Here is a 21119-nt window from a genome sequence, read left to right as displayed (position 1 = left end):
CCTGACCTCCGCGGCCGGCGCTGGCGTGGCCTGTGCCTCGCCGTGGTTCAGCGCATCCTGACGATCAGCCGGCGGATCTTGCGCAGGTCGCGCAGCCGGTGCTCGTACGTGGCGCCGGTGAACAGCAGGAACGCCCCCGCCACCGCGATCGGCACCCAGCGCGGCCCCTGACCCACCAGCTCGGCCAGCGCCGGCGCGAACTCGTGCGCCGCCGTCACCACCAGCACCGCCCCGCCGAGGATGAGCGGCGCCTGCAACCGCGCCCGCGCCCCGGCCAGCGTCGCGGCGAACGCGGCCACGCCCAGCAGCAGCGGCCTGGCCAGGCCGGGGTCGTGCCAGGCGGCGTACGCGCTGGGCAGGAACGTCAGCGCCAGCGCCAGGCCGTACCCGCTCCAGGAGGAGATCCCGGGATCGCGCCGCCTGGCCAGCCACGCCCCGACCAGCCCGGCCACCGACAGGGGCACGGTGTACGCCTCGGGCGCGACGACACCGGACAGCGCGAGCCGCAGCCAGAGCGCCACCTGCAGCAGCCCCAGCCCGGCCCACACGGCGGCCCGCCGGTCGGGACGCAGGGCGACGAGGAGCGCGAGCACACCGGCACTGGCGAGCGCCAGGCTGAGCAGCCCGCGATCGCCCCCCGCCATCACCACCCCGGCAACGGCCACCCCCCACCCCGCCACCTCGGCCCCTTCCGCAACCCCGAAGGCCACGGCGACCCCGCCGGCCCTGCCGACCGCCCCGCCGCTCTCGACCGCCTGAGCCCCGCCGACCGCCTCCGCCCTCTCGACCACCTGAGCACGGCCCACAACCTCGACCGACCCATGCGGGCCCGCCCCGGCCTGAGCCCCCGCAGGGACGACGACCCGTCCGAGTGCCCCGGCCCGAGCCGCACCAGGAACCGCCCTCCGGAGGGTCGCGAGCCGGGCCGCGGCGAGGACGGCCACGGCCGCGACGCCCAGCACCGCGAACGCCGCCTCCTCCCCCGGCAGCCCCGCCGACAGCGCCGAGGCCGCCGCCAGCCCACCCGCCGCGACGGTCGCGGACGCCGCCGCCCCTGTCCGGGCCGCCGCCCCGCGCGCCACCCCGAGGCCGCCACGCCGAGCAGGGTGATCCCGGCGAGGACCGCCAGCGTGTACGCCTCCACGTCCAGCGACCACGCCACCACGTGCCCGCCCGCGAGCAACGCCATCACCCCGGCCGCCCCCGCTCCGGCGGACGCCTGCACGGCCAGCGCCACCAGCACCACCCCGTGGAAGATCAGCACCCACGGGTACGCCAGCTCAGCCACGGGCGGCACCAAGACCAGGCACACCGGCACGGCCACGGTCGCCACGGACCGCGCCGCCACGTCCCCGCGCAGCCGCCGCGCGATGATCACGGCTGTGGCCACCGCGAACACCCCGGCGCCGAGCGCCGTCGCCACCTCCGCCCTTACAAAACTGAAGCCCGCAACCATCGGCAGCCCGGAGTCCCACACCTCCGGTCGCGGCACCCACCCGCCGAACAGCTCCCGCCACGGCCGCCCGACCCCCTGGTACGGGAACCCCAGCACCTCCGCCCACACCGGCACGTGCGGCAGGACCGCCACCGCGGACGCCGCGCCCGCCAGCGCGTACGCCCCGGGCCTGACCGCGCCCTTCAGCCGCCACGCCGACGCGGCCAGCGCCAGCCCGCCGGCGGCCAGCACCAGGGACAGCCGGGCCACGTCCCGTGCCAGCAGCATCGCCACCGGCCACAACGCCAGCGCCGCCGCCCCGAGCGGCCCCGCCACGGCGGCGGGCAGGACGGGCAGCGCGGCGGCCCGCGACAGCAGCACGATCACCAGGAGCAGGACCAGCGCGGCGTCCGACCGTCCGAGGCCGCCGCCCAGCGCCGCGGCCACGCTCTCCGCCCCGACGGCCAGCCCGGTGACGGTCGCGGCCACGCTCGTCACCGGCGACCCCTTGCCCCGGACCGCACACAGCAGCGCCGTCACCGCGATCGCCGCCAGCACCGCGAGCGTCGCCGTCCGGTCGGCCAGCGACCAGGACACGGCCAGCGTCGCCGTCCACAGGCTCGCCCCGCCCGCCGCCGACCGGCTCACCGCCGACCAGAGCGCCAGCGCGGCCGTCAGCGCGACGAGGAACGCCAGCGCCGCCCAGTACGGCAGGTCTGCCACCACCGGCAACGCCGTCGCCGCCACCGGGAACGCGATCCCGGCCACCCCCATGGCGGCCTGCCTGCCCCAGCGCGCCCACACGGCGAGCGCGCCGGCCGCCCCGGCCAGCACCAGCACGGGCATCAGCAGCGGCTGCGCCTGCCACGGCCCCGCCGGGCTGAGCGCCGCACGCGCCCCTTCCGCCGCACCGGCCCAGGCGTGGGTCAGCCAGCCGTACGGGCCGACGAGCGCGGGCACGGCGGCCCCGCTGAGCGGCAGCGGCGCCAGCACGGCCAGCAGGCACGCCTCGACCGCCGCCACCGTCCGCCACGCTCCCCGGGGGCGGCGCCACGCGGAGGCCGCCGCCAGCACCGCGCCGACCGCCAGCAGCAGCGCCGGCATCTCGTCACCCAGCCGCCCCGGCAGGAGCGGCAGCCCCTCACCAGCGGTTACGTGCTCCGGTCCGAACCTGTACTGGGCCAGCGCCAGCAACGCCACCACCATGGCCGCCGCCTCGACCGCCGTCCTGCCGCCGGGCCGTACGAGCCTGGTCAACCGGTCGAGGATGCCGAGCGCCAGGGTGGTGCTGGTGCGCCCGGCCCGTACGACGGCGGCGGCCAGCTTCCGGGACGGCCGGGTGACGACGAGTGTGCCGGCCCGCACGCCCAGCATCGCCACGGCCGCCGCCAGCCCGCTCCCGAACATCCCCAGACCAGCATCCCCGCTGCCACCGTCGCCCCGGCCCCGCCCACGGCCTGCACGCCCTTCGTCCGGCCGGCCACGGCACACCCGGCCCACACCACCGCCAGCACGCCGGCCACCGTCACACTGGCCGTCCGATCGGCCAGCCCCCAGCACATGGCCAGCCCACCCAGATACCCGCCGACCCACAACACCCCCACGCCACCGCGCCCGCTCGACCCGGCCCCGCCACCGCCCGACGCGGGCCTGTGAGCAGCCGCCCGCCACATCAGCGCGGAGGCGAGCGCCACGACCACGCCGAGCCCCACCTCGTACCCCAGCCCCGCCGACACCGGCGCCATGACCACAGCCAGACACCCACTGACCAGGCAGGACATCCGCCGTAACGCAGGCGTCCAACCCTCACGCCCGGCCGGCACGAGCGCCGACCCCACCGCCACGGCCGCCATCACCACGGGCGCGGCCCCGGCGTCGTCCCAGCGAAGATCGGGCCCGAGCAGCTCGGACGCGCGCCCGGCCCGCTCCCCCCAGGCGGAGGTGAGCCACCCAAGGGGGCCGAGCGCCACCGCGATCACGGCCTGCGCCTGCAAGCATGCGGCCACGCCGAGGACGAGCGCGCCACCCGTACGAACGCCGTCCCGCAGCCGAGCAGGCAGCCACAGCGCCACGACCAGGACCAGCGACGCCGCGCAGGCGGCCACCGCGGCCCCGTCCACGCCAGGCACGACGGAGGCGGTCAGAGCACACCCGGCGCCCACGCCGGCGAGCGCCCCACCCGCCCCGATCACCAGCCGGGCACCCCTGCCCCGAGTAGCGCCCGCCCACAGAACGGCCACCACCGCCGCCCCACCCAGCACGAGCCCCACCCCGGGCGAAAGCCCCGTCACCAGAACGGGCCGAGGATCCGTGATGGGAACGAACCCGTCACCGGCCATCACCACCACCATCGCGAACGCTGCGACCCCCACCCCGCCGACCCACGCCACCGCCCGGCCACGGCCGTCGTCACGTACTCAACCGCGACCCGAGCCCTGCGCGCCACCCGCCACAACACCAGGTCGAACGCGGCATCGACCACCAGCGCCCCCGCCAGGCCCGGCACGTCATCGAGCGGCCCCGAACCCACCCCGGCCAGCGCCGCCAGCGGCAACGGAACCTGAGCCAGAACGATCGCGACCGGCGTCGGCAACCGCAGAGGCGCCCACCACGCGTACACCGCCCAGACCAGACTCAACCCCGCAGCCGCAACCGCCCACCCCCACAGCGAATCGACTTCGGGCCCCGCACCACCACCGCCACCGTCACCGAACACCTGCATGACGGCAACCCCGTCCAAGGGGATCAGCACGAGCCCGAGCAACGCCACCGTCTCGGCCGTCGCCACCAGCCGCCGCCGCACGAGCAACCACGGCGCGGCCAGCACCGCCACCGTGAACACGGTCAGAATGAGCGCCCGCAAAGCTGGCACCTGCCAGCTCACCAGCGTGAACACCACCGCCGCGATGGACAGCAGCGTCCCACCGAGCAGCAGCAGGACATTCTGCACCGCCCGATGCGACAGATCCCGCCGCGGCCCCCGCTCCCCCTCCCCGCCCACCCCCGCAACCGGCACACCTTCAGCCACCACCGGCACGCCGGCGACCACCGACGCCGGGTCCACTGCATCCGCTGCATCCGCTGCGATACGAGCGGCGTCGGTGGCCGCCCGCATCCCAGCGAGCGCCTCCTCCCGCCGCCGCAACAACTCCACCCGCCGCCCGTCGAGCTCGGCGAGCGCCGCCACCACATCCAGGTAGTCACTGGCGGCGGGCCCGTGCAGAAGCAGCCGGCACTCGGGACAGGCATCCACCGTTCCGGTCAGGGCGACGCCGCAGGAGGGGCAGTTCGGCCAGTCCATGCGTGATCCTCACGAAGATCGGCAACACTTCCGACCCTGCCGCACGCGCCAAGGATTTGTCCCGGATTCAAGAGAAAAGGGGAGAGCCGGGGTGGGCGCCGACGCGGGCCGCTCGGGAAGGAGGGCGTCGGAGCACACCCCGGCGGTCTGCCCCCGCTCCTACCCAGAAATCACGATGGTGTCCTCCTGGGTGCGGTCCGGTTCGTCCTCCGCGCGCCGCCGCCGTCGCGCTGCCGGGAGTCCCAGCACCGCCCATGTCGCCACCGCGCCGCCGGCTGCGGCCAGGAGCAGGGTGTACGCGGGGACGCCGCCGTCCGAGGCGGGCGCCGGAGGGGGCGGGGAGGCCGTGACGGTGACCACGGGGGCGGCGGACGCGGCGGGCATCTCGGCGGCGGGGGTCGTGGTGCCGGGTTTGAAGCCGGGTGGCCGTACGTCACCCCAGTAGCGCTGCTCGGTCTGCGCGATCATGTCCGCCTGGCCAGGCGGCAGGGGGTTGATCCGCAGGGCGCCGGGCACGGTCAGTGTGCCCACCGCGTACGGCTGGAACGGCCCCTGGATGCCCTCCACCTTCCACACGCCCTTCGGCACCACCACGGACGCCGAGTAGTGCGCCGCCTCGGCCAGCCCGATGCCCTTGAACTCCATGGTCTTGCCGTCGGCACGCGTGAGCCGCAGCCCGACGGGGTTCATCGAGCCCTCGAACGGGTGGGTGCCGTGTTGCAGGACCCAGAAGCCGAGCGTGTACGACGTCCCGCTCTCGAACCGGGGCGGCACCGGATCCAGGTACGTCACCGCCCACGCGCCGGACGCCTCGGCCGGCGCGCCCCCGAGGGCGAGGAGCAGCGCCGGGGTCGCGATCAACAGGGTCAGGAGTCTCTTCATGTGACCACCTCCGGTGTGGATACACCGGCGGGCGGGTGGAGGTTCTCCGGGATTCGGGCGGCTTTTCGACATGGGTCTGCGACATTTCCCGAAAGGGCGCGCACAATGGTGGGCAAGGGCGATAAATCGGCGAGGAGCGAGGAGGCTTACGCCGTGTCCGCCGCCGAGCGTGAATATCTGACCGCGATGCTCGACGTGCTCGTCTATGAGAGCGTCCTGGTCGCGTGGCGGAGGGTGCCGGTGGGCGAGTACATGATCGTCTCGCACGAGGGCGAGGAGATCAGGCTGACCGCGCAACAGGCGGAGATGTGGGCACGCGGCGCCTTCGCGGTCTACCTCGCACTGGTGGACCAGCGCCGCATCCGCCCACGGATTCCCGGCGACACCACCCAGAATTAGCCCATATAGCGTACGCACGCATGCGCATTCCTGGATATGTCACACAATAACCATGCAATATACGGCTAGTTACGGCCAAGGTTTCCGCCAGCGTTTCACCCCAAGGCTCCCCTCCGCACAACGACTGGAGGCCCCTTGCCGGGACGATGGCAGGCGAAGGCGGGTGAGCTGGCGGAGCTGCCATGAGCCGGCGGCGGGGGTCACGGCGGGCCGGGATCGGCAGCGAGTGGGGCGGCACGGCGAGGTCGCGGCGGGCAGGGTAGCGCGGCGCAGGAGAACGGCAGCAGGCAGGTGGAGCGCCGGGTGGAGGCGAGTGGGTGGCGAGGCCGACCGCTGGCCGGCGGCAAGGCGGCAGCAGGTGGGGTGGCAGCGGGGCGGGATCAGCGGGGCGGTGCGGGGTGGCGGCTGGTAGGCGGATCGTGCTCGCCGAGGGGCCGGTGCCAGGCCGGGGGCAGGTGGCCGGTGGCCGATCGCGTCAAGCGACCGGCCGCCGGCCTCCGCCCCCCCTCGAACGGGCCGCTCAAGCCCGCCCCAAGCTCACGAAGCCTTGTTGTTCATGAACTGCGAGATCTTCCACTCCTCGCCGTCCTTGGTGAGCACGAACAGCTCACGCATCTCGTCGCTGCCCTGCTTGCTGGTGGACCGGACGATCGCGTCGGTGTCCCCCGCCATGCGGGACTCGTCGATGGTGTGGGTGGCCTGCTTCATGCCGTTGCCCTGGAGCTGCTTCTGGAAGAGGGTGCGGATCGCCTGGCTGCCCTCCGCCGTGGCCTGGCCGTTGACGGCGGCGACGGCGTCGTCGGAGAAGGAGTTGACGACCTGGTCGACGTTGCCGGACTTCACCGCGCTGAAGAAGCCCTGGACGGCGGTCTGGGCCTGCCCGCCGCCCGCCGTGTCCGTCGGGGAGGCGCCCGTGTCGGTGGCGTCGGGGGAGGAGGTGTCGCTCTCCTCGGGGGACATGGAGTCCATGTCGGTGGGCGTGCCGGGGCTCGCCGCGCCCTTCATCGCCTGGGTGTTGTTCCCCGCGGAGCAGCCCGCGACCAGGAGGGCGGGCACGATCGCGGCCAGCAGGAGTGCCCTGCGCTGAGAAATCTTGCTCATGGCCGCTTTGATGCCCCCGCGCGTCGTCGGCGAATGCGCGGTTTAGGCACTCCGCACGACACCTTTGCCTGGTCCCGGTATTGCTCACGGTCGCGGTTCACAGGAATGGGCGAGACCGGTCAGAGCCGTGATCGTTGCCGCCCCGATACCAGCGCGTACGGCGGCGCCGATAGCGTCCCTTCAGTGCCGCGAATCCAGGCGAACCCCGAACCACTCCCCCAGCGCGAGGACGCCGAGCGTTGCGAAAGCGTCGAGTCGGGCCGCCGCTGTGTGTTACCGGCGGCGCACCGGGGAGCGCACGTCTATCCCCCGGCCGAGATAGGCACGGAGGAATAGCCGGAAGGGCCGCGCCCAAGCCGCCGTGCGAGCGGACGACCTGAACCCGGCCCCCGCTGGACGACGACCTGGACCCGGCCCCCGCTGGACGACGCCCCGGACCCGGCCCCCCGCTAGACGCCGACCTCCACCCGCTGTTCGAGGCTGACCTCGACGCGACCGTCGTCCCCCACCCGCACGGGGTAGGACGGCACCGACACGGTCTCGTCGTCCAGGCAGCGCCCGGTCACCAGGGAGAACACCTGCTTGTGCAGGGGGGAGGCGACGGTCGGCTCGCCCTTCCGGGTGCCGACGATGCCGCGTGAGAGCACGTACGCCCCGCTGAACGGGTCGAGGTTGCCCAGCGCGTAGAGCTCGCCCTCGTAGGTGCGGAAGATGGCGACTTGGGTGCCCTCGACGAGGGCGCAGACTCCGCGTTCCGGCAGCAGCGCCTCGTAGGCGCAGATCGTCGTCCAGTTCACTGGGCCATCACCGGCTTGATCTGGCCGCGCTCGCTGGCGAAGACGATGGACGGGTCGGGCACGCCGGGGGCGTTGACGAAGCTGACGAACCGGCTGAGCTTGTCGGGGTCGTCGAGCGTGGCGGCCCATTCGTCGGCGTAGGTGGCGATGTGCCGCTCCATCTGCGCGTCCAGGTCGGCGCAGATGCCCAGGGAATCTTCCATGATCACCTCACGGAGGTAGTCGAGCCCGCCGTCCAGGGACTCGAGCCAGGTGGACGTGCGTTGCAGCCTGTCGGCCGTGCGGATGTAGAACATGAGGAAGCGGTCGATGGTTCTGATCAGCTCGTCGGTGGTCAGGTCGTTGGCGAGCAGGTCGGCGTGGCGGGGCTTGAAGCCGCCGTTGCCGCCGACGTACAGGTTCCAGCCCTGCTCGGTGGCGATGATGCCGAAGTCCTTGGAGCGGGCCTCGGCGCATTCGCGGGCGCAGCCGGAGACGGCCGACTTGAGCTTGTGCGGGGAGCGCAGGCCGCGGTAGCGCAGCTCCAGCGCGATGGCCATGCCCACGGAGTCCTGGACGCCGTAGCGGCACCAGGTGGAGCCGACGCACGACTTGACGGTGCGCAGCGCCTTGCCGTAGGCGTGGCCGGACTCGAAGCCGGCGTCCACGAGCCGCCGCCAGATCTCGGGGAGCTGGTCGACGCGGGCCCCGAACAGGTCGATGCGCTGCCCGCCGGTGATCTTGGTGTAGAGGCCGAAGTCGCGGGCCACCTCGCCGATCACGATGAGCTTCTCGGGGGTGATCTCGCCGCCGGGGATGCGCGGGACGACCGAGTACGTGCCGTTCTTCTGGATGTTGGCGAGGAAGGCGTCGTTGGTGTCCTGGAGCGCGGCGCGCTCGCCCTCCAGCACGTGCCCGTTGTGCAGGGAGGCGAGGATCGAGGCCACGGCCGGCTTGCAGATGTCGCAGCCCCGGCCCTGCCCGTGCTGGGTGATGAGCTCGGAGAACGTCGTGATGCCGCGCACGCGTACGATGTCGAACAGCTCGGCCCGCGAGTACGTGAAGTGCTCGCACAGAGCCTTGCTGACCTCGACGCCCGACTTCTCCAGGAGCTGCTTGAGCATCGGCACGCAGCTGCCGCAGGTGGTGCCGGCCCGCGTGCACGCCTTGAGGCCGGGCACGTCGGTGACGCCCTTGTCGGCGATGGCGGTGCGGATGTCGCCCGCGCACACGTTGTTGCAGGAGCAGACCTGCGCCTCGTCCGGCAGGTCGAGCTGCGCGCCCGCGCCGCTGAACAGCAGGTCGGACGGCGAGGCGGGCAGGGCCTTGCCGACGAACGGCCGCAGCGACGTGTACGGCGAGGCGTCGCCGACGCAGATGCCGCCGAGCAGCGTCTGGGCGTCGTCGCTGATGAACAGCTTCTTGTAGACGCCGGCGACGGGGTCCATGTAGGTGACGTCGAGCGCCCCGTCCATGGCCCCGAACTGCGCGACCTCGACGCCGAGCAGCTTGAGCTTCGTGGACATGTCGGCGCCCTCGAACGCCGAGGCCCCGCCCATGATCCGGTCGGCGGCCACCTCGGCCATGGTGTTGCACGGCCCGACCAGCCCGTACACCATGCCGCCGGCCAGCGCGCACTCGCCGATGGCGTAGATCGCGGGGTCGGAGGTGCGCATCCCGGCGTCGACGACGATGCCGCCGCGCGGCCCGACCTCCAGCCCCGAGGACCTGGCCAGCTCGTCGCGCGGCCTGATGCCCGCCGAGAACACCACGACCTGCGCCTCGATCAGGGTGCCGTCGGGCTTGCGCAGCCCGGTCACCTGGCCGGCGTCGTCGGTGACGATCTCCTGGACGCCGGCGCCGGCGTGCACGCTCAGCCCGAGCCCCTCGATGTGCGACTTCAGCACCGAGCCGCCGCCCTCGTCCACCTGGCGCGGCATCAGCCAGGGGCTCATCTCGACGATGTGCGCCTTGAGGCCGAGCGCCCGCAGCGCGTCGGCGGCCTCCAGGCCGAGCAGGCCGCCGCCGACGACGACGCCCTCCACGGCGTCCTTGGCGGCGGTCCTGATCGCGTCGAGGTCCTCGATCGTGCGGTAGACGTAGGCGTGCTCGGCGCCGGGCACCGGCGGCACGAACGGCGCGGAGCCGGTGGCCAGCACGAGCACGTCGTACGGCTCGACGCCGCCGTCGGCCAGCGTGACCTGCCTGGCCTCGCGGTCGATGCCGGTGACGCGGGTGTTCAGCCTGGTCGTGATGCCGGCCGGCACCTCGTAGGTGAGGTCTTCGGCGCTGGTGCCGGACAGGTACGAGGTCAGGTGCACGCGGTCGTACGCCGGCCGCGGCTCCTCCCCGATGACGGTGACGGTGCCGCCGAAGCCCTTGCCCGCCAGGGTCTCGACGAGCCGGTGAGCCGTCGGTCCGTACCCTACGACGACGATCCTGTTCATACTGAGACCCCTTCCTGCTCACAAAGCCAGCCGACGATGCCTTCCACGGCGTCGCGGCAGGTACCGCATCCGGTCGTGGCCCTGGTGGCCGCCGCGACGGCGGTCACGTCCCTGGCCCCGGCCTCCCAGCACGCCCTGATCTGGCCCTTGGTCACGTTGTTGCACTGGCAGACCTTGGCCGCGTCGGGCATCAGCGTCGGGCTGTCGGCGACGGGCGCCGAGGCCAGCCCGGGGAACAGCAGCCCGGCCCGGTCGCCCGGCACCGGCCCGCCCCGGTCGAAGAGCTGGGTGAGCGTGCCGACGGCGTCGCTCTCGCCCAGCAGGATCGCGCCGACGAGGCGGCCGTTCTGGATGACGAGCTTGCGGTAGGTGCCGCGCGCCCGGTGGCTGAAGCGCACGACCTCGGCGTGCTCCTCGCCGAGCTGGGTCTCGCCCATGGCGGCCAGCTCGACGCTCTTGGCCTTGAGCCGGGTGACCAGGCGGGAGCCGTGGTAGAGGGCCTTGCCGCCGGTGATGACGTCGGCGGCGACGGCGGCCTGCTCCCAGGCGGGGGCGACCAGGCCGTAGACGGTGCCGTCGTGCTCGGCGCACTCGCCGATGGCGAAGATGGACGGGTCGTCGGTGCGCAGCTCGTCGTCCACGACGACGCCGCGCCGCACCTCGAGCCCGGCGTCGGCGGCCAGGCCGGTGACGGGGCGCACCCCGCAGGCCAGGATGACGAGGTCGGCCTCGACGAGCTCGCCGTCGTCGAGCCGGACGCCGTGCTCCTCGACGCCGGAGGCGGAGACGCCGGTGCGGATCTCGACGCCGAGCCCGTTCAGCGTCTCGCCGAGGACGAGCCCGGCCTCCACGTCGAGCTGGCGCTCCATGAGGTGTCCGGCCAGGTGCAGCAGCGTGACCGGCAGGCCGCGCCCGGCCAGGCCGCGGGCGGCCTCGATGCCGAGCAGGCCGCCGCCGATGACGACGGCCCGGCCTGCGCTCTCGGCGGAGGCGAGGATGCGCTCGCAGTCGTCGAGGGTGCGGAACGGGATGGCCCGCTCGACGCCGGGGATCGGCGGGACGATGGCGTCGCTGCCGGTGGCCAGCACCAGCAGGTCGTACGGCTCGCGCCGGCCGCTCTCGGTGACGACGTGCCGGGTGTCGCGGTCGATGTGGGCGACCGCGTCGCCGAAGGCGGCCTCCACGTCGTGCGCGTCGTACCAGGAGGGGTCGAGCAGGCGGACCTGCTCGGGGCGGGAGCTGCCGGCCAGCACGTTGGACAGCAGCACCCGGTTGTACGGCTGGCGCGACTCCGCGCCGAAAATGGTGATCTTCATGTGGGGGTCGCGGGTGCGCACCTCGCTCACCAGCCGCGACCCGGCCATTCCGTTGCCCACGACGACGAGCCTCATGAGTCCCTCTCCACCCTGACCGCGCAGACCTTGAACTCCGGCATCCTCGACGTCGGGTCGAGTGCCGGGTTGGTGAGCCGGTTGGCGCCCTCCCAGTGGAAGGGCATGAACACGGTGTCGCGCCTGATGGCGTCGCTGATCCTGACGACGGCCTTGGCGTCGCCCCTTCTGCTGCTGACGCGGACGACGTCCCCGGCGGTGATGTCGAGCTGCTCGGCCAGGTCGGGGTGCAGCTCGACGTACGGCTCGGGGGCGGCCTGGACGAGCGGCGCGATCCTGCGGGTCTGGGCGCCGCTCTGGTAGTGGGCGAGCACCCGGCCGGTGCTCAGGTACACGGGGTAGTCCTCGTCGGGCTCCTCGGCGGCGGGCCGGTGCTGGACGGGCACGAACCTGGCGCGGCCGTCGGGGTGGGCGAACCGGTCGAGGAACGGGCGGGGCGTGCCGGGGTGCTCGGGCGACGGGCAGGGCCAGAAGACGCCGGTCTCGTCCGCGATGCGCTCGTAGGTGATGCCGGAGTAGTCGGCGGGCCCGCCGACGCTGGCGCGGCGCAGCTCGTCGAAGACCTTGACCGGCTCGGTCTCGAACGTGTGCCCCAGCCGCCCGGCCAGCGCGGCGATGACGTCGAGGTCGCTCCTGACGCCCTCGGGCGGCGTGACGGCCTGGCGGCGGAGCAGGACGCGGCCTTCGAGGTTCGTCATGGTGCCGCTCTCCTCGGCCCACTGGGTGACGGGGAAGACCACGTCGGCCAGCGCGGCGGTCTCGGACATGACGAAGTCGCAGGTGACGAGCAGGTCGAGGGCGCCGATGCGCTCGGCGACGTGCTCGGCGGCCGGGGCGGAGATGACCGGGTTGGAGCCGAACAGCAGCAGCGCCTTCGGCCCTTCCGGGGTGCCGAGCGCGTCGAGCAGCTCGTACGCCGACCGCCCAGGGCCGGGGATGTCCGCGGCGGGGATGCCCCAGATGCCGGCCATGTGCTCGCGGGCGGCCGGGTCGTCGATCTTGCGGTAGCCGGGGAGCTGGTCGGCCTTCTGGCCGTGCTCCCTGCCGCCCTGGCCGTTGCCCTGCCCGGTCACGCACCCGTACCCGGAGCCTTCCCTGCCGGGCAGGCCGAGCGCGAGGGCGAGGTTGATGAACGCGGTGACGGTGTCGGTGCCCTTGGCGTGCTGCTCGGCGCCGCGCCCGGTCAGGATGTACGCCCTGTCCACGGCGGCCATGGCGCGCACGGCCTGCCGCATCTGGTGCACGGGCACCCCGGTCATGCGCTCGACCCGCTCGGGCCACCAGGCCGACAGTGAGGTGCGCACCTCGTCGAAGCCGGTGGTGCGGGCGGCGACGTACTCCTCGTCCACCAGCCCGTCGGCGATGGCGAGGTGCAGCAGGCCGAGCGCGAGCGCCAGGTCGGTGCCGGGTGTGGGCTGCAGGTGCAGCCAGGCCAGCTTGGCGGTCTGGGTGCGGCGCGGGTCGATGACGATCAGGCGCGGCCCGTCCAGGTGGCGCACGAACGGGGGCATGGTCTCGGCGACGTTCCCGCCGGCGATCATGACGACGTCGGCGTCGTCCAGGTCGGTGATCGGGAACGGCATGCCCCGGTCCATGCCGAACGCCTTGATGGAGGCGGCGGCGGCCGAGGACATGCAGAAGCGGCCGTTGTAGTCGATCTGGCTGGTGCCGAGGGCGACGCGGGCGAACTTGCCGAGCGTGTACGCCTTCTCGTTGGTCAGCCCACCCCCGCCGAACACGGCCACGGCGTCGGGGCCGTGCTCGGCGCGGATGGCGGACAACCGGTACGCCACGTAGTCCAGGGCGACGTCCCATTCCACGGGCTCGCCGTGCAGGAGGGGGGTGGTCAGGCGCTCGCCGTTGGTGAGCAGCTCGCCCGCCGTCCATCCCTTCTGGCACAGCGCCCCCGAGGCGTTGGCCGGGATGTCGGTCCTGGGGCTGATGGCCAGCCCGGGGCCGATCTCCATGCCGCACTGCAGGGCGCAGTACGGGCAGTGTGTCCTGGTCATGTCAGATCCGGGCATAGGCGAGGCTCGCGACGACCTTGACGCCGACGGTGCGGGTGTAGCACCACCAGGTCAGGGCCAGGCAGGAGAGGTAGAAGACTCCGAAGGCCAGGAAGGCGGGGGCCGGGGTGCCGGCCGCGGCGAAGGCCATGCCGAACGCCCGGTTGATGAGGAAGCCGCCGAGCGCTCCGACCGCCGAGATGATGCCGATGGCGGCCGACGCCTGGCGCTTGCCGTACAGCAGGGTCTCCTCGGTCTCGTCGCCGCGCTCGGCGACGGCCTTGGCCTGGAAGATGGCCGGGATCATGCGGTAGGTGGAGCCGTTGCCGATGCCGGAGGTGAGGAAGAGGAGCTGGAAGGCCAGGAAGAACATCCAGAAGTTGCCGGAGGTGCTGGCCAGCCAGACGAGCAGGACGCCGCCGCCCATGGCGGCGAAGTTCCACAGGGTGACGGGGGCGCCGCCGAGCTTGTCGGCCAGCCAGCCGCCGACGGGCCTGATCAGGGAGCCGATGAGCGGCCCGGCGAAGGCGACGGCGGTGAACGGGGCGTCGGGGAACAGGCTCTTGCTCAGCAGGGGGAAGGCGGTGGAGTAGCCGATGAACGAGCCGAACGTCCCGATGTAGAGGAAGGACATGATCCAGGTCTGGGCCTTGCCGGCGACCGCGAGCTGCTGGCGGGGGTTGGCCTTGGCGCTGGTCAGGTTGTCCATGAAGAAGAAGGCGCAGGCGGCGGCCACGACGATGAACGGGATCCAGAACCAGCCGGCGGCGGCCAGCCCGAGCGAGCCGATCACCAGCGGCATGACGAGCTGGACGGAGCTGACGCCGATGTTGCCGCCGGCGGCGTTGAGCCCGAGGGCGACGCCCTGCTTGTTGCGCGGGTAGAAGTAGGTGATGTTGGCCATGCTGGAGGCGAAGTTGCCGCCGCCGAAGCCGGCCAGCGCCGCGATCACGAGGAAGAGCCAGTAGGGCGTGCCCGGGTTGTTCACCGCCACGCTGAGCAGCACGGCGGGGATGAGCAGCAGCGTCGCGCTGACCACGGTGAAGTTGCGGCCACCGATCTTGGCGGGCCCGAAGGTGTAGGGCACCCGCAGCACCGAGCCGATCAGGTTCGGCAGGGCGACCAGCCAGAACAGCTCGTCGGTGGTGAACTCGTACGACCCCATCTTGGTCGCCACGATGCTCCACAACGTCCATACCGTGAAGCCGAGGTGCTCGGCCAGGATCGAGAAGATCAGGTTGCGGCGTGCGACTCTCTTGCCTGAACTCTCCCAGAATGCTGGGTCATCGGGGTGCCACTCGGCGATCCAGCGCGCCATCGACCTCTCCTACGCTCGGCGTCCGGGGATCTCCAAGGTAGGAAGGGCTCGTTACGCACTTTGACCCTGCGTGGCTGTGCGCCGGTTACATGTGATTCACCTCGGTAACAAGCCGCGCACAAGCGTCACCGTGGAAACATGCCGGTAATGATCGGTTACCTCTCCGGCCCTGGGGTAACAGCACTTGAGCAAGGGGGGGAAACATGATCAAAAAGCTGCACCAGATGGGCGTGAAGTCCGGTCACATGTACACCGCGGGGCTGGCCTCGATCGGCCTGGCCTTCGCGAGCTGGATATTGTCCAAGAACGCCGAGTCGGCAGGCCTCGACCGGGCCGACCGGTGGGGCATCTTCGTCGGGGAATGGGCGCCCACGTTCTTCGCGATGGGCGTCGCGCTGCGCATGGAGGAGACCCACCGCGACCTCGAGGAGCCGTCCGTCGGGATGTTCGAGCAGGAGAGCACGCGGTCCCGCTCGCACGCCGGCGTTTAAGCGGATGTGTCACGCAGGTCACGTCACCGTACGTGACCTGCGTGGCCCGTGCCCGCCCCCTCAGTCGTTGCGCCGCGCCAGGCGGGCCAGGGGCTCGTCGGTCAGCCGGTAGCGGTACCAGTCGTCCTGGTTGACCGCGCCGAGCTTCTCGTAGAAGTCGATGCTGGGCCGGTTCCAGTCGAGAACGGACCACTCCAGCCGCTGGTAGCCGCGCTCGGCGCAGATCTCCGCCAGCTTGCGCATCAGGGCCACGCCGTGGCCGCCGCCGCGGTGCCGCGGCCGGACGTACAGGTCCTCCATGTAGATGCCGTGCGTGCCGCGCCAGGTGGAGTAGGTCAGGAACCAGAGCGTGAAGCCCACCACCTCGCCGTCCTGCTCCGCGATGTGCGCGAAGGCGGCCGGGTGGTCGCGGAAGAGGGTGTCGTGGAGCTGCTCCTCGGTCACGCGCACCTCGTGGGCGGCCTTCTCGTACTCGGCGAGCTCGCGGATCATGCTGACGATCTCGGGCACGTCAGCGGGTGTTGCAGGACGAATCATGGCAACGAGGCTACGCGGAGTTGAACCGCGCCCCGTACGCCATACGTGGTTGTCCTAGAACGGTATTCGGGCGTGGGTGGGGACGCTCAGTCCGGACGACCGACAGGGGAGCGGCGATCGTGAGCGTTGCACAAGGGCTGGACGCGGGCCCGGATCTCGAAGTGACCCTCGTACGCGGGGAGCGCGCGCTGCTGGAGGACGGCGACCTGCAGCGCGCCCGGCGCTGGTTCGACATCGCCTACCAGCGGGCGCAGGAGTGCGGCGACCCGGAGGGGCTGGCGCAGGCCGCCCTGGGGCTGGGCGGCATCTGGGTGCACGAGCACCGCACGGCGGTCGAGTCCGAGAAGGTACGGGTGCGCCAGCGGCACGCGCTGTCCCGCGTCGACCCGCGCTCCCCGCTCGCCCAGCGGCTGCGGCTGCGCCTCCAGGGCGAGGAGGACTACCGCCGCGGCGCCCACGACGGGATCCTGCGGCTGCTGGCCCTGACCAGGGAGTCGGGCGACCCGACGGCGCTGGCGGACGCGCTCAGCCTCACGCACCACTGCGTGCTGGGCCCGGAGCACGGCGCGCTGCGCCTGGAGCTGGCCGGCGAGCTGATCGGCCAGGCGGCGCTGACCGGCCGCAGGAGCGACCTGATCATGGGCCTGATGTGGCGCACCGTGGACCTCTACCTGGCCGCCGACCCGCACGCCGAGCGCTGCCTGGAGGAGCTGCGCACCGTGCTGGAGGAGCACCGCCACCTGGCCGCCGAGTTCGTGGTCAGCGCGATCGAGGTCATGCGCACCATCAGGGCGGGCCGGTTCGAGGAGGCGGAGCGGCTGGCCGGCGCCTGCTTCGAGCGCGGCGTCGCGGCCGGCGACCTCGACGCCACCGGCTGGTACGGCGGCCAGCTCGGCGCCGTCCGCTGGTACCAGGGCCGCGCCGCCGAGCTGCTGCCCTTCCTGGCCGACCTGGTCAACTCCCCCACGCTCAGCCCCATCGACAACTCCTACCTGGCCGCCCTGGCGCTGGCCGCCGCCGTCTCCGGCGACCGACGGCTGGCGGCCGGGCTGCTGGCCCGCTTACGCGGCCGGGACCTCGCGGAGGTGCCCCGCTCCAGCTCCTGGCTGATCGCCATGTACTGCGTGGTCGAGGCCGCGCACCTGCTGCAGGACGCCGACACGGCCGCCAGCGCGTACGCGCTGCTCAGCCCGTACGCGCACCTGCCGGTCATCGCCAGCCTCGGCGTGGCCTGCTTCGGCTCCGTCCGGCACTCGCTGGGGATGGCCGCGCTCACCACCGGGGACCTCGACCTGGCCGTGGCCCACCTGCGCGGAGCCGTGCACGACAACCTGGCGCTGGGCCACTGGCCGGCCGCCACGCTCGCCCGCTGCCGCCTCGGCCAGGCGCTCGCGCTGCGCGACGGCCCCGCCGACGCGAGCGCCCGCGCGGAGCTGGCCACCGCCGCCGCCGAGGCCGCCGAGCTCGGCATGGTGCTGCCGGCCGTCGTCGGGCGGCCGGCGCCGGCGAACGGCGCCTGCCACTTCCGCCGCGACGGCCGGCGCTGGCACGTCGAGCTGCACGGACGGGTCGCGCTCGTCGAGCACAGCGTCGGCATGGCGCACCTGGCCACCCTGGCCGCCAACCCCGGGCACGAGATCCCCGCCGCCGACCTGGCCGCGGGCACCTCGCGGCCCGACAGCCCGCGCGAGTCGGTGCAGCCGCTGCTCGACGACGTGGCCAGGGACTCCTACCGGCGGCGGCTGACCGAGCTGCAGGCCGAGATCGACGAGCACGAGTCGATGCACGACCTGGCGCGGGCGGCGACGTTGCGGATGGAACGCGAATGGCTGATCGCGGAGCTGACCGCCGCCACCGGCATGGGCGGGCGGGCGCGGCCGTTCGCGGGCAGCGAGGAGCGGGCGCGGATCGCCGTCGGCAAGGCGATCAGGCGGGCGCTGGCCCGCATCTCGGCCGTGGACCGGGTGATCGGCGACGAGCTGCGGGCCACCGTGCAGACCGGGGTGCGCTGCTCGTACCGGCCCCGATGAGCGCGCGGGGTGAGCGCTGGCACGGCGTGGAACAGGATGTCACGCCTCTAGTGAGGGGGGCCCGTTCCGTACGTCGACTGGGGGACATTCCATGCGTCATCCGCAAAGGCTCAGCGTACCCGTCCATCTTGAGCGTGGCCTGATCGAGCCGCTGCAGGACCAGCTCGCCGGCCAGCTCAGGAGGGCCATCGTGCGGGGGCAGCTCGCCCCCCGCAGCCGGATGCCGTCCACCCGCACGCTCGCCGGCGTGCTCGGGATCTCACGGGGCGTGGCGCTGGCCGCCTACGAGCGGCTGCTGGCCGAGGGGTATATCACGGGCCGGCACGGCTCCGGCACCTACGTGTGCGAGCGGACCAGCGCGCCGCCGCGCCCGGCCGCCGCCACGGAGCCGGTCGTCGACCTGCGGCTGGACCGGCCGAGCAGCCACGGGTTCCCGCTGGCGGCGTGGCGGGCGGCCTGGCGCCGGGCGGGGCTGCACCGCCCGCCGCTGGGCGGGCTGCCGGCCGCCGGGCTGCCCGCGCTGCGCGCCGCCATCACCGCCCACCTCCAGGACGCGCGCGGCCTGGACCTCGACGGTCACGAGGTGATCGTCACGCCGGGGCGGGCGGACGCGCTGAGGCTGCTCCTGCGCGCGCAGGGCGGCCCCGACCCGGTGATCGCGCTGGAGGATCCCGCCCCGCCGGAGCTCAGGGACGCGCTCGGCCGCCTCGGCACCGTGCTGCCTCTGCCCTCGGACGGGTCGGGCGCCCGCACCGACCGCATCCCCGCCGCCTGCGACGTCGTCGTGGTGCTGCCCGAGCGCGGCGGCCCGCTCGGCACCCGCCTGCCGCTCGAACGGCGCCGCGACCTGGCCCGGTGGGCGCACGACAGCGGCGGGCTCGTGCTGGAGCCGGCCTTCGACGGCCTGTTCACCGCCGAACCCGATCCGCTGCCACCCGTTCCGTCCCTCGCCGACCCGTGGTCGACCGCCCTGGTCGGCTCGTTCTCCGAGGTGCTGACGCCGACGCTGCGGCTGGCGTTCGCGGTGGTGCCGCGGCGGCTGGCCGGCGAGATCGAGCAGGTCATGCCGGCCGGGCCGGCCATCACCGCCCAGCTCGCGGTGACCGAGCTGCTCACGTCGGGCTGCGTGAGCGAGCGGGTGGCGGGGCTGTCGGCCCAGTACGCGGCCAAGCGGGCGCTCGTCCGCCAGGCCCTGGAGGCGTACCCGCACACCCGGCTGCTCGGCGCGCACACCGGCGCGACGGCCACGCTCCTGCTGCCCGAGTCGGTGCCGGCCGCGTCCGTGGTCGCGGCGCTGCGGGCACGCCGGATCCAGGTCGCCGAGCTGGCCGCCTACCACCATCCCGGCGTGCGGCCCGGCAACGGGATCGTCCTCGGCTTCGGCCACCTGGACGGGATGTCGCTGCGCCGGGCGCTGCACGCGCTCACCCGCACGCTGGGCGAGCACCGCCTGACCCGCCGGACCGCCGCATGAGACGCCGGGCAGCCGCTCGACCCGCCACACCGCCGCATGACCCGTGGGGGTAGTGGCGGGAGCGGCACGTGCGGCGCATCTTTCATTGATCGGCTCTTCACCGGGAGAGGGGATCCTCATGATGAGGCTCGTCGCGCTGCTGCTGCTCGTCCCGCCGGCCCCACCGATGGCGACCGCTCCGGACGTGGACCCGGTGCGGGCCTGGAACGAGCAGGCCCTCCAGGTCGTCCGCGCCGAGCGGGCCTCCGACTCCGACGCCGCCAGGACGTACGCGATGGTCAACATCGGCATGTACGACGCCGTCAACGGCATCGCCACCGCCCGCGGCGACCGCCGTACCAGGACGTACGCGCTGCGCGACCCCAAGGGCGCGCCCGCGCGCGGCGACCAGCAGGCGGCCGCCGTGGCGGCGGCCCACGCGGTGCTCACCCGCCTGTACCCGGACCAGGAGGCGACGCTCACCGAGCGGCTCACCGCCGACCTCGCCCGATTAGGGACGGGACCGCGCGTCGCCGAGGGCCGGGCGTGGGGCGCGCGCGTCGGCGAGGACGTCGACGCGGCCAGGCAGGGTGACGGCTCCTCCCCCGTCGAGACGCAGCCGGCGGGCTCGGGGCCCGGCGTGTTCGCGCAGGCGTGGTCGGGGACGCAGTACCGGGCCATGAAGCCGTTCGGGATCGCCGACGCGGCCCCCTACGTCGGCCAGGGCCCGCCCGCGCTCACGAGCCTCGACTACGCGGCCGCGTTCGCCGAGGTCAGGCTGGTCGGCGACGCCTCCATCGCCGACGCCGGCAAGTCGGCCGTCTACCAGTACTGGTCGCTGCCCGCCGGCACGTCCCAGCCGCCCGGCGAATGGATCAAGATCGGGCTCGCCGTCGACCGGTCGCTGCCGCTGGCGGACGAGGCCCGGCTGTTCGCGCTGCTCGGCATGGCGCTGGCCGACACCTCGATCCCGACCGTGCGCACCAAGGTCACCTTCCGCCACTGGCGGCCCACCGCGGCCATCCAGCAGGCCGACACCGACGGCAACCCGTACACCGAGCCGGTTCCCGGCTGGCAGGCGCGGGCCGGCAGCGCCGGCGGCTCCCCCGAGTACATCTCGGGCCACAGCTCCTTCAGCGGCGCCGGCGCCGCCGTCCTGGCCGGCTTCTTCTGCGCCGACCGCATCCCGTTCACGCTGGTCACCGACAGCGCGCCGATCGACCCCGCGACCGGGCAGCCGTGGCGGCGCACGTTCGCGAGCTTCTCGGCCGCGGCGGCGGACGCGGGCCGCTCGCGGGTGGTCGGCGGCCTGCACTTCCCCTTCAGCAACGCCGACGGGCTGACAATGGGGGCGGACGTCGCCTCCGAGATCCTCGCCAAACGCCTGCTCCTCAAGACCGGCCCCACGCACACGGGCGCCTGCCCCCGCTGACCCGGCCCCACGAACGCGCATCCCGCCCCTCCCCACCACCCGGGGGCGGGGTGTGCCCTTTCCTGCGGAGACCGGGGGGCGGGATGTGCCCTTCCTCCCGCCATCCGGAAGACTGGTGCA

General features: G+C 73.4%; 16 protein-coding genes. 5 read left to right on the top strand and 11 right to left on the bottom strand.

Going from position 1 to position 21119, the window contains the following annotated elements:
* Positions 1-47: 47 nt before the first annotated feature.
* The 4 genes from KIS93_RS14515 to KIS93_RS14500 all read right to left on the bottom strand — a co-directional run bounded on the left by KIS93_RS14515 (position 48) and on the right by KIS93_RS14500 (position 5618).
* Positions 48-644 carry an SCO7613 C-terminal domain-containing membrane protein gene (locus KIS93_RS14515; RefSeq protein WP_186404226.1) on the bottom strand — a complete coding sequence of 199 codons (597 nt, stop codon included), beginning with the start codon at positions 642-644 and terminating at the stop codon, positions 48-50.
* Positions 644-2842 (bottom strand): hypothetical protein, encoded by a 2199-nt coding sequence (locus KIS93_RS14510; protein ID WP_186404225.1) that lies wholly within the window; start codon positions 2840-2842, stop codon positions 644-646. Before KIS93_RS14510 ends, KIS93_RS14515 begins: the two co-directional genes overlap by 1 nt.
* 931 nt (positions 2843-3773) lie before the next feature.
* Positions 3774-4736, bottom strand: coding sequence for a hypothetical protein (locus KIS93_RS14505; protein ID WP_186404224.1), 963 nt, complete (start codon positions 4734-4736; stop codon positions 3774-3776).
* Positions 4737-4895: 159 nt separating this feature from the next.
* Positions 4896-5618, bottom strand: coding sequence for a hypothetical protein (locus KIS93_RS14500; protein WP_186404223.1), 723 nt, complete (start codon positions 5616-5618; stop codon positions 4896-4898).
* Positions 5619-5771: 153 nt separating this feature from the next.
* Between KIS93_RS14500 and KIS93_RS14495 the strand changes: the two genes are divergently transcribed.
* The gene (locus KIS93_RS14495) at positions 5772-6017 is read left to right on the top strand and encodes a hypothetical protein (RefSeq protein ID WP_155129425.1); all 246 of its coding nucleotides are present in this window, start codon (positions 5772-5774) and stop codon (positions 6015-6017) included.
* 537 nt (positions 6018-6554) lie between these two features.
* On the opposite strand, the gene KIS93_RS14490 is transcribed toward KIS93_RS14495, so the two are convergent.
* The 6 genes from KIS93_RS14490 to KIS93_RS14465 form a co-directional block, all read right to left on the bottom strand.
* Positions 6555-7118, bottom strand: a complete 564-nt coding sequence (locus tag KIS93_RS14490; RefSeq protein WP_080046371.1) for a YybH family protein — start codon at positions 7116-7118, stop codon at positions 6555-6557.
* 449 nt (positions 7119-7567) lie between these two features.
* A complete protein-coding gene (gene nirD / locus KIS93_RS14485) occupies positions 7568-7915 on the bottom strand; it encodes a nitrite reductase small subunit NirD (RefSeq protein WP_080046370.1) in 348 nt (115 codons plus the stop codon).
* Complete coding sequence (gene nirB / locus KIS93_RS14480) at positions 7912-10341, bottom strand: nitrite reductase large subunit NirB (protein WP_080046369.1); 2430 nt, start codon at positions 10339-10341, stop codon at positions 7912-7914. The genes nirD and nirB overlap by 4 nt, the downstream gene beginning before the upstream one ends.
* The gene (locus KIS93_RS14475; protein ID WP_080046368.1) at positions 10338-11732 is read right to left on the bottom strand and encodes an FAD-dependent oxidoreductase; all 1395 of its coding nucleotides are present in this window, start codon (positions 11730-11732) and stop codon (positions 10338-10340) included. The genes nirB and KIS93_RS14475 overlap by 4 nt, the downstream gene beginning before the upstream one ends.
* Positions 11729-13741, bottom strand: coding sequence for a molybdopterin oxidoreductase family protein (locus KIS93_RS14470; protein WP_155129422.1), 2013 nt, complete (start codon positions 13739-13741; stop codon positions 11729-11731). Before KIS93_RS14470 ends, KIS93_RS14475 begins: the two co-directional genes overlap by 4 nt.
* A gap of 1 nt (position 13742) precedes the next feature.
* Complete coding sequence (locus KIS93_RS14465) at positions 13743-15056, bottom strand: MFS transporter (RefSeq protein WP_080046366.1); 1314 nt, start codon at positions 15054-15056, stop codon at positions 13743-13745.
* Between the two features lie 203 nt (positions 15057-15259).
* On the opposite strand from KIS93_RS14465, the gene KIS93_RS14460 reads away from it, so the two are divergent.
* Positions 15260-15547 (top strand): hypothetical protein, encoded by a 288-nt coding sequence (locus KIS93_RS14460; protein ID WP_080046365.1) that lies wholly within the window; start codon positions 15260-15262, stop codon positions 15545-15547.
* Positions 15548-15607: 60 nt separating this feature from the next.
* Here KIS93_RS14460 and KIS93_RS14455 read toward each other — a convergent pair whose 3' ends face one another.
* The gene (locus tag KIS93_RS14455; protein ID WP_080046364.1) at positions 15608-16084 is read right to left on the bottom strand and encodes a GNAT family N-acetyltransferase; all 477 of its coding nucleotides are present in this window, start codon (positions 16082-16084) and stop codon (positions 15608-15610) included.
* Positions 16085-16203: 119 nt separating this feature from the next.
* Here KIS93_RS14455 and KIS93_RS14450 point away from each other — a divergent pair, with 119 nt between their 5' ends.
* The 3 genes from KIS93_RS14450 to KIS93_RS14440 all read left to right on the top strand — a co-directional run bounded on the left by KIS93_RS14450 (position 16204) and on the right by KIS93_RS14440 (position 20999).
* Entirely contained in the window at positions 16204-18114 is a 1911-nt protein-coding gene (locus tag KIS93_RS14450; protein ID WP_230465907.1) for a hypothetical protein, read from the top strand.
* A 91-nt stretch (positions 18115-18205) separates the two neighbouring features.
* Complete coding sequence (locus tag KIS93_RS14445; protein WP_080046363.1) at positions 18206-19588, top strand: aminotransferase-like domain-containing protein; 1383 nt, start codon at positions 18206-18208, stop codon at positions 19586-19588.
* A 118-nt stretch (positions 19589-19706) separates the two neighbouring features.
* Positions 19707-20999 (top strand): vanadium-dependent haloperoxidase, encoded by a 1293-nt coding sequence (locus tag KIS93_RS14440; protein ID WP_080046362.1) that lies wholly within the window; start codon positions 19707-19709, stop codon positions 20997-20999.
* The last annotated feature ends 120 nt before the right edge of the window (positions 21000-21119 follow it).

This window comes from [Actinomadura] parvosata subsp. kistnae (genome assembly GCF_900323885.1).
In the GTDB taxonomy this organism is placed as follows: domain Bacteria; phylum Actinomycetota; class Actinomycetes; order Streptosporangiales; family Streptosporangiaceae; genus Nonomuraea; species Nonomuraea composti.
This window is presented reverse-complemented; position numbering and strand designations above follow the sequence as displayed.

Excerpts from the sequence above, each read along its gene's own strand:
- KIS93_RS14490 (WP_080046371.1), bottom strand. The coding sequence starts at position 7,118 with ATGAGCAAGATTTCTCAGCGCAGGGCACTCCTGCTGGCCGCGATCGTG.
- KIS93_RS14445 (WP_080046363.1), top strand. The coding sequence starts at position 18,206 with ATGCGTCATCCGCAAAGGCTCAGCGTACCCGTCCATCTTGAGCGTGGC.
- KIS93_RS14460 (WP_080046365.1), top strand. The coding sequence starts at position 15,260 with ATGATCAAAAAGCTGCACCAGATGGGCGTGAAGTCCGGTCACATGTAC.
- KIS93_RS14465 (WP_080046366.1), bottom strand. The coding sequence starts at position 15,056 with ATGGCGCGCTGGATCGCCGAGTGGCACCCCGATGACCCAGCATTCTGG.
- KIS93_RS14455 (WP_080046364.1), bottom strand. The coding sequence starts at position 16,084 with ATGATTCGTCCTGCAACACCCGCTGACGTGCCCGAGATCGTCAGCATG.
- KIS93_RS14475 (WP_080046368.1), bottom strand. The coding sequence starts at position 11,732 with ATGAGGCTCGTCGTCGTGGGCAACGGAATGGCCGGGTCGCGGCTGGTG.
- KIS93_RS14500 (WP_186404223.1), bottom strand. The coding sequence starts at position 5,618 with ATGAAGAGACTCCTGACCCTGTTGATCGCGACCCCGGCGCTGCTCCTC.
- KIS93_RS14510 (WP_186404225.1), bottom strand. The coding sequence starts at position 2,842 with ATGTTCGGGAGCGGGCTGGCGGCGGCCGTGGCGATGCTGGGCGTGCGG.
- KIS93_RS14470 (WP_155129422.1), bottom strand. The coding sequence starts at position 13,741 with ATGACCAGGACACACTGCCCGTACTGCGCCCTGCAGTGCGGCATGGAG.
- nirB (WP_080046369.1), bottom strand. The coding sequence starts at position 10,341 with ATGAACAGGATCGTCGTCGTAGGGTACGGACCGACGGCTCACCGGCTC.
- KIS93_RS14515 (WP_186404226.1), bottom strand. The coding sequence starts at position 644 with ATGGCGGGGGGCGATCGCGGGCTGCTCAGCCTGGCGCTCGCCAGTGCC.
- KIS93_RS14440 (WP_080046362.1), top strand. The coding sequence starts at position 19,707 with ATGATGAGGCTCGTCGCGCTGCTGCTGCTCGTCCCGCCGGCCCCACCG.
- KIS93_RS14505 (WP_186404224.1), bottom strand. The coding sequence starts at position 4,736 with ATGGACTGGCCGAACTGCCCCTCCTGCGGCGTCGCCCTGACCGGAACG.